The sequence below is a fragment of the Sphingomonas cavernae genome, assembly GCF_003590775.1.
Classification (GTDB): domain Bacteria; phylum Pseudomonadota; class Alphaproteobacteria; order Sphingomonadales; family Sphingomonadaceae; genus Sphingobium_A; species Sphingobium_A cavernae.
The window spans coordinates 1,541,401-1,556,252 of the sequence record NZ_QYUM01000003.1 but is presented as its reverse complement, the minus strand read 5'-3'; the positions used below and the strand labels follow the sequence as shown (position 1 = coordinate 1,556,252).

Below are 14,852 nucleotides of genomic sequence, written 5' to 3'. Positions count from 1 at the left end.
CATCAATCGGGGTAGAGCGCCTCGGCGAAGTAAAGCCCGTCCGGCGGCGCATTAAGCCCCAGCGCCGCGCGATCACGCGCTTCCAGCGCGGCCTGCAGATCGTCGGCGCTCCATTTTCCCTGGCCGACCAGCGCAAGGCAGCCGACCATGGAGCGCACCTGATGGTGCAGGAACGAGCGTGCAGCGGCGTGGATCGTGATTCGCTCGCCAGCGCGTTCGACGTCCAGCCGGTCGAGCGTCTTCAGGGGACTTTCCGACTGACAATGTGCCGAGCGGAAAGTGGTGAAGTCATGCCGCCCGACGAGCCTTTGCGCCGCCGCATGCATTGCGTCGGCATCGAGCGGGTGGATGATGCGCCAGGCGCGTCCCTTGTCCAGCGTCAGCGGCGGGCGACGACAGATGATGTCATATTCGTAGCGCCGGCCGATGCACGAAAAGCGCGCATGCCAGTCGCCGGGTACTATCTCGCACGCCAGAATGGCGACGGGGTGAGGGCGCATCCGCGCGTTCAATGCCTCGATCAATCGGAAGGTCGTGATCGGCTTGTCGATGTCGAGATGCGCGCGCATCGCAAGGCCGTGGACGCCGGCATCGGTGCGTCCTGCGGCGTGGACGACGGCGCGTTCGCCCGTCACGGCAAATGCCGCGTCTTCGATCACCTGCTGGACGCTGGGCCCGTGCGCCTGACGCTGCCAGCCCATGAAAGGCTGGCCGTCGAACTCGACCGTGAGCGCGAAACGCGTCATCCGAGGCGCGTTCCGGGCGGGATGGCGTAACCTCGCAGAAGCTCAGCCGGGCTCATCGCGCCGCGCCCCGCGCGCTGGACGAGCAACGGCCGGATCACCCCCGATCCGCACGCGATGGCAAGCGACTCGTCGATCACGGTTCCCGCTGTGCCTGAGCTGGCTTCTATCTCCGCCTCGAGGATGCGGATGCGTTCGCCGCCGATCTCAAAAAACGCGCCCGGGGCGGGGTTGAACGCTCGTATCTGGCGCTCCACCGCGCCTGCTTCCCCGGTGAAATCGAGGCGGGCTTCGGCCTTTTCGATCTTGGTGGCGTAGGTCACCCCTGCTTCAGGCTGGGGGATGCCCGGGTACGCCTGGGCGCGCGCCAGCACCTCGACCATCAGCGCAGCGCCCTTTTCGGCGAGCTCAGCGGTCAGCGCGCCAGCGGTTTTCCCATTGACGGGCGTCTCGACGGTCGCGCGCATCGGCCCGGTATCAAGGCCGGCCTCCATGTCCATGATCGTGACTCCTGTCACCGTGTCGCCCGCCAGGATCGCGCGGTGGATCGGCGCCGCACCGCGCCAGCGCGGCAATAGCGAGGCATGGACGTTGAGGCAGCCCAGCCGCGGCGCATCGAGGATCGCGCGCGGAAGGATCAGGCCATAGGCCGCGACCACCGCGACATCCAGATCAAGGGCGTGGAATTGCGCCTGTTCTTCCGTACCCTTGAGTGAAACTGGCGTCATGACGGCAATGCCCAGCTCTTCGGCACGACGTTGCACGGGGGAGGGCGACAGCGCCTTGCCGCGACCTGCGCGGCGCGGTGGCTGGCTGTAAACCGCCACGACGTCATGCCCGGCGGCCACGAGAGCGTCGAGCGTTGGAACGGCGAATTCGGGTGTTCCCATAAAGGCTATGCGCATCATTTCTCTCAACCGCTTGGCAGAGGGGAGTGCAAGCCTTTATCTGATCGCATGGCATCTCCCGAAATCGAAACGCTCACCCAGGCACTTGCACGACTTCCCGGTTTGGGGCCGCGCTCGGCCCGCCGCGCGGTGCTCCACCTGCTCAAGAAGCGCGAGGGCGCGATGGCGCCGCTGTTGCGCGCGCTTGAGGCGGTCAACGAGCGGCTCGCGACCTGCGACATTTGCGGCAACGTCGATACCAGCAACCCGTGTGGCGTGTGCACCGATCCGCGTCGCGACTCGCGGGCGCTTTGCGTGGTGGAGGAGGTATCCGATCTTTGGGCGCTCGATCGTTCGCGTCTCTTTCCCGGCCGATTCCATGTTCTTGGCGGGCGTCTCTCGGCCCTTGAAGGCGTGCGTCCCGAAGATCTGGCGATCGACAGTCTTATCCGGCGGATCGCGGCGGGCGGAATCGACGAGGTCGTTCTCGCGATGAACGCGACGCTCGAGGGACAGACGACGGCGCACTATATCGCCGAGCGGATCGAGCAATATCCCGTACGCCTTACCCAGCTCGCGCATGGCCTGCCTGTCGGCGGCGAACTCGACTATCTCGACGAGGGCACGCTGGCGCAGGCGCTCAGGGCGCGGCGCCCCATTGGGTAGGTTGAAAATCTGGCGCTCACGGCCTAGCTAGGCGCCATGGCCATATTACCGATCCTTGAGACGCCCGATCCGCGTCTGCGTACGATTTCCACGCCCGTCGACACGGTCGACGACGAACTCCGCGCGCTCATCGACGACATGTTCGAGACGATGTACGACGCGCCGGGCATCGGGCTTGCGGCGATCCAGGTGGGCGTGCCCAAGCGCGTCCTCGTGATCGACCTGCAGGAGCCCGAGGAAGAGGGCGGCCCGGCAGTCCGCGAGCCGCTGGTTTTCATCAATCCGGAGATCCTCGATCCATCCGAGGAAATGTCGGTCTATAGCGAGGGCTGCCTGTCGGTTCCCGACCAATATGCCGATGTCGAACGCCCCGCGGAGATCACCGCGCGGTGGCTCGATCGTGACGGCAAGCAGCACGAGAAGCGCCTCGACGGCCTGCTTGCGACGTGCCTGCAGCACGAAATGGACCATCTCGAGGGCATTCTCTTCATCGACCATCTGTCGAAGCTGAAGAAGGACATGATCCTCAAGAAGATCGCCAAGGCGCGCAGGAACGCAGCCTGATCGTTGGGCCTCAGCCCGGCGCTGGCCCGCAATAGATGAGGCTCACGGGCTGAAGGACGCGATCGGCCTCAAGCCTCATCGCGTGTACCGACTCGGCGAAGCGCACCCTGAGGGTGTTCTTGGTCTCGTCGCCCTCGGCAGTGCACATCGCTGCAATATCATAGCCGCCGGGCACGGGATTGATCCGGTCGAAATCACACGACACCTCACCCGCGGTGGCGAGGTCGCGCTCGCTGAAGCGCCACGCGCCTTCCTGGCATAGCCCCGGCTCGGCCGCCCACACTCCTATAAAGCGCAGATTGGCGTCAGCCGGCGGCAATCCCGGGGGCGTCGGTGCGACGGTCGCGTTGGCAGCAGGCGGCGACACATTGGCGGCCGCATCATTCTGCGAAGGTTCGGATTTCTGGCAGGCGGAGAGCAGAGCCAGCGTGGCGAGTGCGACGGAAATGCGCTTCATCCCGGCATCCTGCACAGACGAGCGCCATTGTGCCACCCTTTTCCGTGCCGGGGCGGGGCGACCGCGCGACGAGCCGTATCGCTCGCACAATTCTGCTCCGAGAACCGTTGCCAACCGTCCGCCGAACGGGCAAAGGTTCCCATAATGTTCCTTTGGGATTGTGCGATGGAAACGCCTCTGGTGATGGTTGCGATCGTGGTGGCGTTGCTGGCCGGGCTGGCCCTTGGCTGGTTTCTGGGAGGCCGGGGCACTGCCACGGTTCGCAGCGAGCGCGATCATCATCTCGACAATTTCCGAAAGGCGATCACCGATCTGGCGGGCGCCGAGGAGCGCGCAAAGGCGGTTCCTCAGCTTCAGCAAGCGCTTGCCGATGTCTCGGCGGGGCGCGAGACAGCGCGGACCGAGCTCGCCGCGCTGCGTGCCGAGCGCACCGCGCGTGAACAGGCGCTTCAGGACCAGATCAAGGCGCTGCTCGAAGCCAAGGATGCGCTTTCCGCTCAGTTCAGCGAGGTCGGACAAAAGCTGCTCAGCGAAGCGCAGCGCCAGTTTCTCGATCGGGCAGACCAGCGCTTTCACCAGGCGGGGGAGAAGAGCGAGGCGCAGTTGAAAGCGTTGCTCAACCCCGTCGAGACGACGCTCAAACGCTATGAGGAAGGGTTGCAGCGCGTCGAGAAGGAGCGCGTTGACAGCTACGCCGGTCTGCGCGAGCAGATGGAGCAGGTGCGCGTGGGGCAGGGGCAGGTCAAGGACGAGGCGGCACGGCTCGTCAACGCGCTTCGGTCGAGTCCCAAGGCGCGCGGGCGCTGGGGCGAGCAATCACTCAGGAATGTGCTGGAACAGGCCGGGCTTTCGCCGCACGCCGATTTCCGCACCGAGGTTTCGGTCGACACCGATGACGGACGACTGCGCCCTGACGTCATCGTGCGGTTGCCCGGTGGCCGCGAACTCGTGATTGATGCCAAATGCTCGCTCAACGCCTATCTCGATGCGTCTGAAGAAGTTGATGAAGCAATACGGCTCAACCATTTGAAAATGCATGCTGCGTCGATCCGCAACCATGCGCGCCAGCTTGGTGAGAAGGGCTATTGGGAGCGCTTTGGCAAGGCCGCGGACTATGTGGTGATGTATATCCCGGGCGAGCACTTCCTGTCGGCCGCGCTCGAACAGGACGACTCGCTCTGGGATTGGGCGTTCGAGCGCCGCGTGCTGCTTGCGACCCCGACCAACCTCGTTGCGATCGCACGTACAGTCGCAAGTGTCTGGCGGCAGGAAAAACTGGCCGAAGAGGCGCAGGCGATCGGTGCGTTGGGCAAGGAAATGTATGAGCGGCTGGCAACCGCGGCCGGGCATCTCAAGCGCGTCGGCGGTGGGCTGAACAGCGCAGTCGACAACTACAACAAGTTTGTCGCGAGCTTCGAGGGGCGCGTGCTCGTCACAGGCCGCAAATTCCGAGACCTCAATGTCGAGACAGGCGCCCGCGAAATCGAAGCGATCGAGAGCGTCGACACGCTCGCCCGCCAGCCGCCCGAACTTCTGCCTTCTCCCGCAGAGATAGAGGACCGCAAGCAGGACGCGGCCGAATAGCGCCGGTCAGATTGCGCGCTTCAGCACGACCTGTCCGCCATTGCCTCCCGTGATCACGAGCGTATCGCCGTCACGGAAGCTGACCCTGACCTCACTGGCGAAAATCTCGAAAAGCTTGCTCTCCTGCTCCATCGCGGGACCGGGACACGCCATTTTGGTCGACGTCACGGCCGAGATACTGAGCCGGTCGCCCGTCTGCGCATAGGGGCTCGAAAACCGGTTGCAGCCACTGCTGCCGCTCAGGCGGTCCTCAGAGAAGGCGAGAGTGCCAGGCCTGTCGCCCGCAGCGGCTGTGCCGCCGATGCTGATGATCGTCCAACTGGTCCCCGCAAGCTTCGCGGGCGGCACCGCCGGACCACCGCAACCCTTCACGGTCTTGCCGTCCGCGATGACCATCACCGTATCAGGATACGTCCGGTCGCTCATCCCGTCGCTGCACTGGCCGTGCGTGATGTCGACAACGAGCGAGTGAGCCTCGGTCTTGGCCTCGTAGCGATGGCCATTGAAGGTCGCGCGTGGCTCGGGGCGTGGGGTCACGATCGTCGTTTCGCCATAATTGCCCAGATATTCGATCTGTCCCGGCGTGATCGTCACCGTCCAGCCCGGCTCCGTGCCAATCGCGCGATAGTTTCCGACCACAGGCGGGGGCGCATCACCCGCAGGCGGGGTGGGGGAGCAGGCGGCGAGCAGCAGAGCTGCGACAGGAAGCGCGGTTTTCATGTCGCTTCAACAACGAAACCTGGCGATGGTTCCTTACCGGGCGCGTCTCTGGTTGAGCAATTCATAGGCCATCACCGCGGTCGCGACCGCGGCGTTGAGACTGTCCGCCTTGCCCAGCATCGGAATTTTTACAAGGATATCGCAGTCTTTCTCGTATGTTGTCGGAAGACCTTGGGATTCATTGCCAACCAGCAGAAAGCACGGTCTCTGGTAGGTCGGCATCTGGTAGTCCTGATCGGTATTGAGGCTAGTGCCGATGAGCTGCCCCGGACCCGCGCGCAGCCAGGAGACGAATTCATCCCAGCGCGCGGTCGCGATGGTTTGGGTGAACAGTGCACCCATGCTTGCGCGCACGGCCTCGACCGAAAACGGGTCGACACAGTCGTCAATCAGTATGAGCCCGCCCGCGCCGACGGCGTCCCCCGTGCGCAGGATCGTTCCGAGGTTGCCGGGATCGCGCAGCGATTGCGCGACGATCCAGATATCCGCAGAACTGCGATCGAGGGCGCTCAGGGGAACGATCCGTTCGGGATAGACCCCGATCACGGTCTGCGGGTTTTCCTTGCCCGACAGTTTGTGGAGAATATCGGGAATCGTCTCGATGACGTCGCCACCGGCCGCCTCGGTCGCCCGCACGAGGCGTCGAACGATCGGATGTTCGGCCGATTCGCGTGCGTAGAACAGCATTTCGGGCAGAAAGCCTGCTTCTTCGGCCTCCGCAAGGATGCGCAGCCCCTCAGCCAGGAACAGCCCCTCGCGCCTGCGGTGCTTCTTGTCGCGAAGACTCCGGACGCGCTTGATCAGCGGATTGGAAAAGCCTGTGATTTCGCGCGGCACGCGCTCATTCCTCGCCGAATTTGGCCTCGACGAGCTCCGCAAGCAAGGCGACTGCCTGATCGGCGCCGTCGCCGCGCGCGCTGATCGTCACATGATCGCCCATCGCCGCGCCCAGCATCATCAGCCCCATGATCGATGTGCCGGTTACCCTGGAGCCGTCCTTCTCGACCTCGATCATCGCACCCTGCTGCGCCGCGAGCGTGACGAACTTGGCGCTGGCGCGCGCGTGCAGGCCGCGCCGATTGGTGATCTGGACCGTCCGCGAGACCCCGTTCAAACCGATTCCCCCAGAACCTCGGATGCGACGCTGATATATTTGCGGCCCGCCTCGCGCGCGGCGGCGACTGCATCCTTGACGTTCATCGTGCGGCGCGCGCCCTCAAGCCGGATAAGCATGGGCAGGTTGATACCGGCGATCACTTCAATATGACCCGGTTTCATCAATGAAATCGCGAGGTTGGAAGGCGTTCCTCCAAAGAGGTCGGTGAGCAGGATCACGCCCTTGCCGCTGTCGACATTGGCGATGGCGTCGGCGATGTCCTGCCGGCGCAGGTCCATGTCGTCATCGGGCCCGATGCATATCGGCGCGATGGCGTCTTGCGGTCCGACCACATGCTCCATGGCCACCACGAATTCCTTCGCCAGAAGGCCATGGGTAACCAACACCAAACCGATCATGAAACGTCCCGTATCCTTGTCTTACGACCCATTGTCCGGACCTCCCTCCATCGCATCGGATGGAGTCGAGGCCAGATCGCGGTGGGCGACCGTGGGCGAAAATCCTTCATAGCGCAACCGTGCCGCCACACGTTCGGCGACATGGACCGAGCGGTGTCTCCCGCCGGTACAGCCGAAAGCGATGGTCAGATAGGATTTGCCTTCATGGCGGTATCGCGGAAGCAGCAGCAACAGCAGCGATTCGATCTGGCGGAGCGCCTGATCATAGGCCGGGTCCTGCGCCACATAGGCGCCAACAGGTTCGTCGAGCCCGCTCAACGGCCGCAAATCCTCCACCCAATGGGGGTTGCGCAGGAAGCGCATGTCGAAGACGAGGTCAGCGCTGCGGGGCACACCGCGGGCATAGCCGAAGGACATAACGGTCAGCGTCGGCTCTTCGCCCATCGCGCCGCCGAAACGCGCCCGGATCCGTTGCTGCAGCTCGTTGGAACTGGTTTCGGTGGTGTCGATGACATGCTCGGCCCAGTGTCTCAGGGGCGCCATCAACTCACGCTCGCGCGCGATCCCGTCGGAAACGGGCCGGTCCTGCGCCATCGGGTGGCGCCGACGCGTTTCCGAAAAGCGCCGCTGGAGCTCGGAACCACTGCAATCGAGGAACAACGTCTCGACCACATGGCCATGAATTTCGCGCAACTGCTTGATGCGCATGATGATGCGGTCGGCGTCGAAACCGCGCGTGCGGCTGTCAATGCCAAGCGCAAGCGGCCGATCACTGTCGGTGGCCCCCAGCGCCTGAGGCGTTGCAAGCAGGCGGTCGAGCAAGCCCAGCGGCAGGTTCTCGACGGCTTCCCAGCCCATGTCCTCAAGGCAATTCATCGCAACGGATTTGCCCGCGCCGGACATGCCGGTGACAAGGAGAATTCGTTTGGGGCGCGCGTCGTCGCTCATGCCGAAGCCGGCATCCCGATCTGGCGCAGCGCGAGCTCGACCTTGACCGGGGCCGATGCTTCGAGACCGTTGAGCGCCACGACCGGCACCGCGACCCCGGCGATCTTGCGCGTCATTTCGGCGCCGGGGATTCTTGCGACCGGCTCTCCAAGCGTCACGATGAGCCCGACGGGCACATCCTCGACATTGCCCAATTCGATGATCCCGAGTCCGCGCACCTCGATCTTGCCCGCGATATTGGGCGCAGCGGTGGCCAGCAATCCACCTTTTTCGCGCTTGACCAGCGTATAGTCGTCGCTGATCAACCGCGCCCCGCGGTCGATCAGCCTGAGCGCCAGATCGGACTTGCCCGAGCCCGAAAGTCCCTCGATCAGCACCGCGCGCCCGCCGATCTCGACGGTGGACGCGTGCAGCATTTCGGATGACAGCGACGCCATGGGTTAGAGCTCCGCGACTGGAAGAGTGACCACGAAACGCGCCCCCCGGTGCGAATCGGGCCGGTCATGAACCGTGATCGTGCCACTATGCCCCTCGACGATGGTCTTGGCTATGGCGAGACCGAGCCCGGAATGTCGCCCAAAACCGTCGCTTTCGGGACGGTCGCTGTGAAAACGTCGGAAGATCGCATCGCGCATGTCGGATGGCACGCCCGGTCCTTCATCCTCGACCGCAAGCAGGATCGCGTCGCCATCACGCGTGGCATCAATGCGCACCAGTCCGCCCGCGGGAGAAAAGGAAACCGCGTTGTCGAGCAGGTTCTCCACAACACGCACAAGCTTCGACGCATCGCCCGGGACCACAGCGGTGCCTTTGCGCGGCCGGGCGAACGCGATGTGGACGTCACGGTCAGTGCCCCGCTGTTCACGCGATTTGAGGAGGTGCTCGATCATGGGGCCGAGATCGACGGGCTCAAATGCAGCGCGCGACAGTTGCGCATCGAGCCTCGAAGCGTCCGCTACATCGGTGATCAGCCGGTCGAGCCGCAACACGTCATCGCGGACAATGTCGAGCAATTGCGCTTGAAGCGCGGGCTCCTTTACCGCTTGCAGGCTTTCGACGGCCGATCGAAGCGAAGCGAGGGGGTTTTTGAGTTCATGCGTCACGTCCGCCGCAAAATGTTCGATCGCGTCGATCCGCACATTGAGCGCATGGCTCATATCGGCCAGCGCGCGCGCCAGCATCCCGATCTCGTCGCGACGCTCGGGAAGTCGGGGCACCTCGACATCGCGTGCGCGGCCGAGGCGGACGCGCACCGCGGCGCGCGCGAGTCGGCGCAGCGGTCGAACAATGGTGCGCGCGAGAAAGAGCGACAGCAGAATGGAGACCAGCGCAACCGCAGCGATCACCAGGCCCAATCGAAAGCGCTCGGCGCGAACGATCCGCGTTATGTCGCGCGTATTCTCGGTCAACAGCAGCCAGCCGCCGTTTTTTGGAAGAGCGATCGCCGCAGATAGCATCGGAGTGCGGTCGGGGGCGTAGCGCAGCCGGGTTGTCGGGCGATGCTCGGCGCGTGTCGCGACGATCTCGGGCCAGGCAGCGGCGTTGTCGACGCGCGGCTCGGCAAAGCGCTCGAGCCGATCGGCCCAGACGACCCGGTCGATCAGGCGATCGAGAAAGCGCGCGACGTGACGCTGCCACGGTTCGCTCGCGGGATCGCGCAGGGAATAATTGGGCGGGCCAAGCTGCCAGCTATCCGCGACGCGCGCACCACTAGGTGCATAGAGGCGCAGGCGCCCGTTGCTTTCCTCGGCAAAGGCCAGGATCAGCGGATCACGGGCATCGGGCGCGGCGATTCCTATCGCCCTGGCCATCAGTTCAATTTCTCGCACCGCCTGCAGGCTGCGTTCATCGACGAGGCGCGCGCGATAACTGTCGAGATAGAAGAAGCCACCTGCAAGCAGAGCGAGCGCAAAGATGTTGACCGCAAGTATGCGGGGCGTGAGCGACAGTCGCCCCGACCAGCGGAGCGAAAGGTCGCTTTCGTCATTCTTCGGTGAAACGGTAGCCTCGGCCGTAAAGGGTGTCGATCGCATCGAACTGGTCATCGACCTGGCGGAACTTGCGGCGGAGGCGCTTGATATGGCTGTCGATGGTGCGGTCGTCGACATACATGTCCTCCTGATAGGCCGCGTCCATGAGCTGATCGCGCGACTTGACCACACCTGGCCTGCGCGCAAGCGATTCGAGGATCAGGAATTCGGTAACGGTCAGCGTTACCTCATTGCCGCCCCACATCACGCGATGGCGCGCAGGATCCATTTCAAGGCGACCGCGCACCAGCAATTCGACCTCTTCTTCTTCCTCGCCAGCGGGTTGCGCGGCCAGTTCGGCGCGTCTGAGGATCGCGCGGATGCGCGCGATCAGCAACCGCTGTGAGAAGGGCTTTGAAATGTAATCGTCAGCACCCATCGCAAGGCCCAATGCCTCGTCGAGCTCGTCATCCTTCGATGTCAGAAAGATAACGGGCAGATTGCTTTTCTCGCGCAACCTTCGCAACAGCTCGAGACCGTCCATGCGCGGCATCTTGATGTCGAAAACCGCCAGGTCGGGCGGATTTTCGGTCAACGCCTTCAGCGCGTTCTCTCCATCGGTGTAAAGCCGCGTCACAAAGCCTTCGGCCTGGAGTGCGATCGACACCGAGGTCAGGATGTTGCGGTCATCATCAACGAGCGCGATGGTTGCAGACATATGATGATGGTGCTCCGTTTGCCCTTTGCCGCTCTAAAACAACATGCGAGCCGGGGCAAATCCCCCTGATAGCGTTGTCTTGTTGCGCTGGGACGCTGCTGCGATATGCGCCGAGAAGAGTTCAAGGCGCGCGCGCCCGGCGCTGCGTCGCATCAGTTCGGTATTCAGGAGACACAAGGTGGCCGATCGCGCACCCAAATTCACGCTCGCACAGCAGGGGATCGAAACGGGTGCCGAACTGCACTGGAACCTCGGTACTGCGCCGCTCGTCGAATTTGCGCTCAATCGTGGCGAGGGCGTTCTCGCCAAGGATGGCCCGCTGGTCGTTGCCACGGGCAAGCATACCGGCCGTTCGGCCAAGGACAAATTCATCGTCCGCGACGCTGAAACCGAAAACACCGTCTGGTGGGGCAAAACCAATGTCGGGATGACGCCGGCGCATTTTGCGGCGCTGAAGGCCGATTTCCTCAAAGCCGTGGCCGAAAAGGAAACGCTGTTCGTCCAGGATCTGTTCGGCGGATCGCAGCCCGAGCACCGCGTGAAGGTTCGCGTGATCAACGAGTTCGCGTGGCACAACCTGTTCATTCGCACGTTGCTCGTGCGTCCCGAGGCAAGCGAGCTCGCGGATTTCGCTCCCGAGTTTACGATCATTGATCTGCCGAGCTTCCGCGCAGATCCGGAACGCCATGGCACCCGTTCGGAAACCGTGATCGCGGTCAATTTCACCGAGAAGCTGATCCTGATCGGCGGCACCGCCTATGCGGGCGAGATGAAGAAGTCGGTTTTCGGCATCCTCAACTACAAGCTGCCCGTTGAGGGCATCATGCCGATGCACTGCTCGGCCAATATTGGCCCCAAGGGCGACACCGCGATATTCTTCGGCCTTTCGGGCACGGGCAAGACGACGCTTTCGGCCGATGCCAGCCGCACGCTGATCGGCGACGACGAACACGGATGGTCGGACACCGCGGTCTTCAACTTCGAAGGCGGCTGCTACGCCAAGATGATCCGTCTCTCGGCAGAAGCGGAACCCGAAATCTATGCCACCACCAAGCGTTTCGGGACGGTGCTCGAGAATGTCGTGATCGACCCTGAAACGCGCGAGCTCGACCTTGACGACAACAGCCTCGCCGAGAACAGCCGCGGTTCCTATCCGATCGACTTCATTCCGAACGCCTCGGAGCACAATATGGGCCCCGTGCCCAAGAATGTGATCATGCTGACTGCTGATGCTTACGGCGTGCTGCCCCCGATCGCGAAGCTGACGCCCGATCAGGCGATGTATCACTTCCTTTCGGGCTACACGGCGCGCGTTGCGGGTACCGAAATCGGGGTCACCGAGCCTGAGGCAACCTTCTCGACCTGCTTCGGCGCCCCTTTCATGCCACGGCACCCGTCGGTCTACGGCAACCTGCTCAAGGAGCGGATCGCAAAGGGTAGCGTCGATTGCTGGCTGGTCAACACAGGCTGGACGGGTGGCAAGGCAACGATGCCGGGGATCAGCCGCATGCCCATCAAGGCGACGCGCGCGCTGCTCAACGCCGCACTCGACGGCAGCCTGAAGGACGCAGAATTCCGCACCGATCCCAATTTCGGGTTCCAGGTACCCGTGGCGGTTCAAGGCGTGGACAGCGCGATCCTCGATCCGCGTTCGGCATGGGCGGACAAGAACGAATATGACGCCACCGCACAAAAGCTGGTGCAGCAATTCATCGACAATTTCGAGGAATTCGAAAGCCATGTCGATGAAGGCGTAAGGCAGGCGGCGCCCAAGGCCGCCTGAGAGGGTTCGGAGAGGAAATTTCCGGGCTCTCAGCCAAGAAATGAGAGCCCGGAAATGACTGACCACTTACCAAGACTGTTCGAGAACGATGCCGTCATCCGCCATATTGGGGAGGGGCTGCTCGCCTGTACGCTGACGCGCCCCGAATGGACGCATGAGGCGCATCTGGCGGCCTGCACCTGGCTGGTTCGCGAACGACCCGATATTGATGCCGAACGCGCATTGCCGACGATCATCGCGCGCTTCAACGAGAGCGTCGGGGGCGTGAACGACGATCACAACGGCTATCACGAGACAATCACGCAGTGCTTCGTGCTTGGCGTGCGGCTGCATTTGGACGCACATCCACAGGAAATCCCCCTTGTAGACGCGGTCAATATGTTGCTGTCTTCGGAAAAGGGGCGCCGCGACTGGCCGCTTCGCTTCTACAGCCGCGAGCGACTGTTCTCGGTGGCTGCGCGGCGCGGCTTCGTCGAACCCGATCTCAGTCCGCTGCCGAACCGCCCAGAATCATCCGCCCCACCATGACCTCGTGGTGCTCGACATGCTCAGGGCGATCGAGAAGAAAGCGGTCATCCTCGGGATAGTAGCGTGCAAGGGTGATGTCTTCGCCCGCAAAGCCCTTGATCGCGTCGAGCGAGATCCACCAACTCAGCGTGGTGACCTCGCTCGTCTCGTCACCCAGGTCGCGCATCAGCATCTGAAAGCCCAGATTGCCGTGCGTGTTGCGATAGTCGCTTCCGCCCGTACCCTCGATATAGCGGACATAGGCCTCGCGATCAGCGGTTCGAATGCGGCCGGTCCAGCGGCGCAGGATGATCACGGCAGAGGTTCCACGATCAGGCGGCCATTGGTCGCGCCCTTGACGCGCAGCCTCGTGCCGACAGGGGCATCGGCACCGGTCGCAGTCCAGACACCGTCGGCCACGCGCACACGCCCTGTGCCGCCCTCGATCGCCTCCACAACGGTCACGGTTTCGCCGATCAGCCTCGCGGTGCGGTCATTGAGCAGCGGATCGCTCGTCTCGATCGGGTTGAGCGCGAACCAGCGACGCCCCGCATAGACCGCGGCGACAGAAAGCGTAGCGAAAACCGCAAATTGCGCGGGTTCGCCGATACCCGTCAGCAACGTGATCACGCCCGTCAGCAGGGCGGCCAGGCCGATCCAGATCAGGAAGAAACCGGGCAACAATATCTCGGCGGTGCCGAGGATCGCCGCGAGGATCATCCAGATCCAGTGCGCTTCGAGCGGCAGCACATCCAGCATCGCGCTCTCCCGTCAGGCCTGTTCGAAGGGGCCGGGGCGGCGGGCGCGTGGTGGGGCTGGCGGCGTGTCGCCACTGTCCCTGCCCAGCGCCTCTCTAGCAAGCTCGCCAATCCCGCCGAGCGTGCCGATGAGCTGCGTCGCTTCCACCGGAAAGAGGATCGTCTTGGCATTGGGTGACGTGGCAAACTGACTCACCGCGTCGACATATTTCTGCGCGACAAAATAGTTGATTGCCTGCGCGCTGCCCTTTTCGATCGCTTCTGACACCATTTGTGTCGCCTTGGCCTCGGCCTCGGCCGAGCGTTCGCGCGCCTCGGCGTCTCGAAACGCCGCCTCGCGACGGCCCTCGGCCTCGAGGATCTGCGATTGCTTCTGGCCCTCCGCGCGTAGGATTTCAGACGCCCGGCTGCCCTCGGCCTCAAGGATCACCGCGCGCTTCTCGCGCTCGGCCTTCATCTGGCGACCCATGGCGTTGACGATATCGGCGGGCGGGCGGATGTCCTTCACCTCTACGCGTGTGATCTTTACGCCCCAGCTTGTCGTTGCGTGGTCGACGACGGAGAGCAGCCGCGCGTTGATCTCGTCGCGCTTGGACAGCGTCTCGTCGAGGTCCATCGAACCCATCACCGTGCGCAGGTTGGTCGTGGTGAGCTGGAGGATCGCGACATAGAGCTCGGACACTTCGTAGGCGGCCCTGGCGGGATCGAGCACCTGGAAGAACACGACGCCGTCGACCGCGACCATCGCATTGTCCTTGGTGATGATTTCCTGCCCGGGGATATCGAGCACCTGCTCCATCATGTTGATCTTGCGACCAACGCGATCGACGAACGGCACAATGAGGTTGAAGCCAGGCGCGGCGGTGTGGGTAAAGCGGCCGAAGCGCTCGATGGTATACATGTAACCCTGGCGCACGACCGTGACGCCGGCGAAGACGAACGCGATCGCGAGCACGGCGACAACGATAAAGAACAGGCTCATTCCATCCCCCCGGATATGACGCGCGGATACTGCCTTGAGATCGCGCGCGC

General features: G+C 63.6%; 19 protein-coding genes. 5 read left to right on the top strand and 14 right to left on the bottom strand.

The features are described from left to right. Window positions 1–2: 2 nt before the first annotated feature. Window positions 3–746, bottom strand: coding sequence for a tRNA pseudouridine(38-40) synthase TruA (gene truA / locus D3876_RS15090; protein ID WP_119763528.1), 744 nt, complete (start codon window positions 744–746; stop codon window positions 3–5). Beyond that, window positions 743–1,648, bottom strand: a complete 906-nt coding sequence (gene fmt / locus D3876_RS15085; RefSeq protein ID WP_119763931.1) for a methionyl-tRNA formyltransferase — start codon at window positions 1,646–1,648, stop codon at window positions 743–745. The genes truA and fmt overlap by 4 nt, the downstream gene beginning before the upstream one ends. A 51-nt stretch (window positions 1,649–1,699) precedes the next feature. Here fmt and recR point away from each other — a divergent pair, with 51 nt between their 5' ends. After that, window positions 1,700–2,296, top strand: a complete 597-nt coding sequence (gene recR, locus D3876_RS15080) for a recombination mediator RecR (RefSeq protein WP_119763526.1) — start codon at window positions 1,700–1,702, stop codon at window positions 2,294–2,296. Between the two features lie 36 nt (window positions 2,297–2,332). Continuing rightward, entirely contained in the window at window positions 2,333–2,860 is a 528-nt protein-coding gene (gene def, locus D3876_RS15075; RefSeq protein ID WP_119763524.1) for a peptide deformylase, read from the top strand. 10 nt (window positions 2,861–2,870) lie between these two features. On the opposite strand, the gene D3876_RS15070 is transcribed toward def, so the two are convergent. Then, the gene (locus D3876_RS15070) at window positions 2,871–3,317 is read right to left on the bottom strand and encodes a hypothetical protein (protein ID WP_119763522.1); all 447 of its coding nucleotides are present in this window, start codon (window positions 3,315–3,317) and stop codon (window positions 2,871–2,873) included. 165 nt (window positions 3,318–3,482) lie between these two features. Between D3876_RS15070 and D3876_RS15065 the strand changes: the two genes are divergently transcribed. Beyond that, window positions 3,483–4,901, top strand: a complete 1,419-nt coding sequence (locus D3876_RS15065; RefSeq protein WP_119763520.1) for a DNA recombination protein RmuC — start codon at window positions 3,483–3,485, stop codon at window positions 4,899–4,901. 6 nt (window positions 4,902–4,907) lie between these two features. Here D3876_RS15065 and D3876_RS15060 read toward each other — a convergent pair whose 3' ends face one another. From D3876_RS15060 to D3876_RS15025, 8 genes are read right to left on the bottom strand one after another with little or no spacing between them, the layout of a single operon-like run. Then, window positions 4,908–5,621, bottom strand: a complete 714-nt coding sequence (locus tag D3876_RS15060; RefSeq protein ID WP_119763518.1) for an META domain-containing protein — start codon at window positions 5,619–5,621, stop codon at window positions 4,908–4,910. A gap of 33 nt (window positions 5,622–5,654) precedes the next feature. After that, entirely contained in the window at window positions 5,655–6,458 is an 804-nt protein-coding gene (locus tag D3876_RS15055; RefSeq protein ID WP_119763516.1) for a TrmH family RNA methyltransferase, read from the bottom strand. Window positions 6,459–6,462: 4 nt separating this feature from the next. Further along, window positions 6,463–6,735, bottom strand: a complete 273-nt coding sequence (locus D3876_RS15050) for an HPr family phosphocarrier protein (RefSeq protein WP_119763514.1) — start codon at window positions 6,733–6,735, stop codon at window positions 6,463–6,465. Beyond that, window positions 6,732–7,136: a PTS sugar transporter subunit IIA gene (locus tag D3876_RS15045; protein WP_119763512.1), complete on the bottom strand. Its 405-nt coding sequence runs from the start codon at window positions 7,134–7,136 to the stop codon at window positions 6,732–6,734. Before D3876_RS15045 ends, D3876_RS15050 begins: the two co-directional genes overlap by 4 nt. A gap of 21 nt (window positions 7,137–7,157) precedes the next feature. Beyond that, entirely contained in the window at window positions 7,158–8,084 is a 927-nt protein-coding gene (gene rapZ, locus D3876_RS15040; RefSeq protein ID WP_119763510.1) for an RNase adapter RapZ, read from the bottom strand. After that, window positions 8,081–8,521, bottom strand: coding sequence for an HPr kinase/phosphorylase (locus tag D3876_RS15035; RefSeq protein ID WP_119763508.1), 441 nt, complete (start codon window positions 8,519–8,521; stop codon window positions 8,081–8,083). Before D3876_RS15035 ends, rapZ begins: the two co-directional genes overlap by 4 nt. A 3-nt stretch (window positions 8,522–8,524) precedes the next feature. Beyond that, the gene (locus tag D3876_RS15030; RefSeq protein ID WP_119763506.1) at window positions 8,525–10,117 is read right to left on the bottom strand and encodes a sensor histidine kinase; all 1,593 of its coding nucleotides are present in this window, start codon (window positions 10,115–10,117) and stop codon (window positions 8,525–8,527) included. Then, window positions 10,068–10,772, bottom strand: a complete 705-nt coding sequence (locus D3876_RS15025; protein ID WP_119763504.1) for a response regulator transcription factor — start codon at window positions 10,770–10,772, stop codon at window positions 10,068–10,070. The genes D3876_RS15030 and D3876_RS15025 overlap by 50 nt, the downstream gene beginning before the upstream one ends. A 178-nt stretch (window positions 10,773–10,950) precedes the next feature. Here D3876_RS15025 and D3876_RS15020 point away from each other — a divergent pair, with 178 nt between their 5' ends. Both D3876_RS15020 and D3876_RS15015 read left to right on the top strand, forming a co-directional pair. Then, a complete protein-coding gene (locus tag D3876_RS15020) occupies window positions 10,951–12,555 on the top strand; it encodes a phosphoenolpyruvate carboxykinase (RefSeq protein ID WP_119763502.1) in 1,605 nt (534 codons plus the stop codon). Between the two features lie 54 nt (window positions 12,556–12,609). Further along, complete coding sequence (locus D3876_RS15015) at window positions 12,610–13,083, top strand: hypothetical protein (protein WP_119763500.1); 474 nt, start codon at window positions 12,610–12,612, stop codon at window positions 13,081–13,083. On the opposite strand, the gene D3876_RS15010 is transcribed toward D3876_RS15015, so the two are convergent. From D3876_RS15010 to D3876_RS15000, 3 genes are read right to left on the bottom strand one after another with little or no spacing between them, the layout of a single operon-like run. After that, window positions 13,040–13,378: a hypothetical protein gene (locus tag D3876_RS15010; protein WP_220475468.1), complete on the bottom strand. Its 339-nt coding sequence runs from the start codon at window positions 13,376–13,378 to the stop codon at window positions 13,040–13,042. The two genes, D3876_RS15015 and D3876_RS15010, sit on opposite strands and share 44 nt — an antisense overlap. After that, a complete protein-coding gene (locus tag D3876_RS15005) occupies window positions 13,375–13,821 on the bottom strand; it encodes an NfeD family protein (protein WP_119763498.1) in 447 nt (148 codons plus the stop codon). The genes D3876_RS15010 and D3876_RS15005 overlap by 4 nt, the downstream gene beginning before the upstream one ends. 12 nt (window positions 13,822–13,833) lie before the next feature. Next, on the bottom strand, window positions 13,834–14,802 hold the full coding sequence (locus tag D3876_RS15000; RefSeq protein WP_119763496.1) for an SPFH domain-containing protein: 969 nt from the start codon (window positions 14,800–14,802) through the stop codon (window positions 13,834–13,836). Between the last annotated feature and the right edge of the window lie 50 nt (window positions 14,803–14,852).

Bases quoted from the DNA above. Each gene is read 5' to 3' on its own strand.
- truA (WP_119763528.1), bottom strand. From the start codon at position 746: ATGACGCGTTTCGCGCTCACGGTCGAGTTCGACGGCCAGCCTTTCATG.
- fmt (WP_119763931.1), bottom strand. From the start codon at position 1,648: ATGCGCATAGCCTTTATGGGAACACCCGAATTCGCCGTTCCAACGCTC.
- recR (WP_119763526.1), top strand. From the start codon at position 1,700: ATGGCATCTCCCGAAATCGAAACGCTCACCCAGGCACTTGCACGACTT.
- def (WP_119763524.1), top strand. From the start codon at position 2,333: ATGGCCATATTACCGATCCTTGAGACGCCCGATCCGCGTCTGCGTACG.
- D3876_RS15070 (WP_119763522.1), bottom strand. From the start codon at position 3,317: ATGAAGCGCATTTCCGTCGCACTCGCCACGCTGGCTCTGCTCTCCGCC.
- D3876_RS15065 (WP_119763520.1), top strand. From the start codon at position 3,483: ATGGAAACGCCTCTGGTGATGGTTGCGATCGTGGTGGCGTTGCTGGCC.
- D3876_RS15060 (WP_119763518.1), bottom strand. From the start codon at position 5,621: ATGAAAACCGCGCTTCCTGTCGCAGCTCTGCTGCTCGCCGCCTGCTCC.
- D3876_RS15045 (WP_119763512.1), bottom strand. From the start codon at position 7,136: ATGATCGGTTTGGTGTTGGTTACCCATGGCCTTCTGGCGAAGGAATTC.
- rapZ (WP_119763510.1), bottom strand. From the start codon at position 8,084: ATGAGCGACGACGCGCGCCCCAAACGAATTCTCCTTGTCACCGGCATG.
- D3876_RS15035 (WP_119763508.1), bottom strand. From the start codon at position 8,521: ATGGCGTCGCTGTCATCCGAAATGCTGCACGCGTCCACCGTCGAGATC.
- D3876_RS15030 (WP_119763506.1), bottom strand. From the start codon at position 10,117: ATGCGATCGACACCCTTTACGGCCGAGGCTACCGTTTCACCGAAGAAT.
- D3876_RS15025 (WP_119763504.1), bottom strand. From the start codon at position 10,772: ATGTCTGCAACCATCGCGCTCGTTGATGATGACCGCAACATCCTGACC.
- D3876_RS15015 (WP_119763500.1), top strand. From the start codon at position 12,610: ATGACTGACCACTTACCAAGACTGTTCGAGAACGATGCCGTCATCCGC.
- D3876_RS15005 (WP_119763498.1), bottom strand. From the start codon at position 13,821: ATGCTGGATGTGCTGCCGCTCGAAGCGCACTGGATCTGGATGATCCTC.
- D3876_RS15000 (WP_119763496.1), bottom strand. From the start codon at position 14,802: ATGAGCCTGTTCTTTATCGTTGTCGCCGTGCTCGCGATCGCGTTCGTC.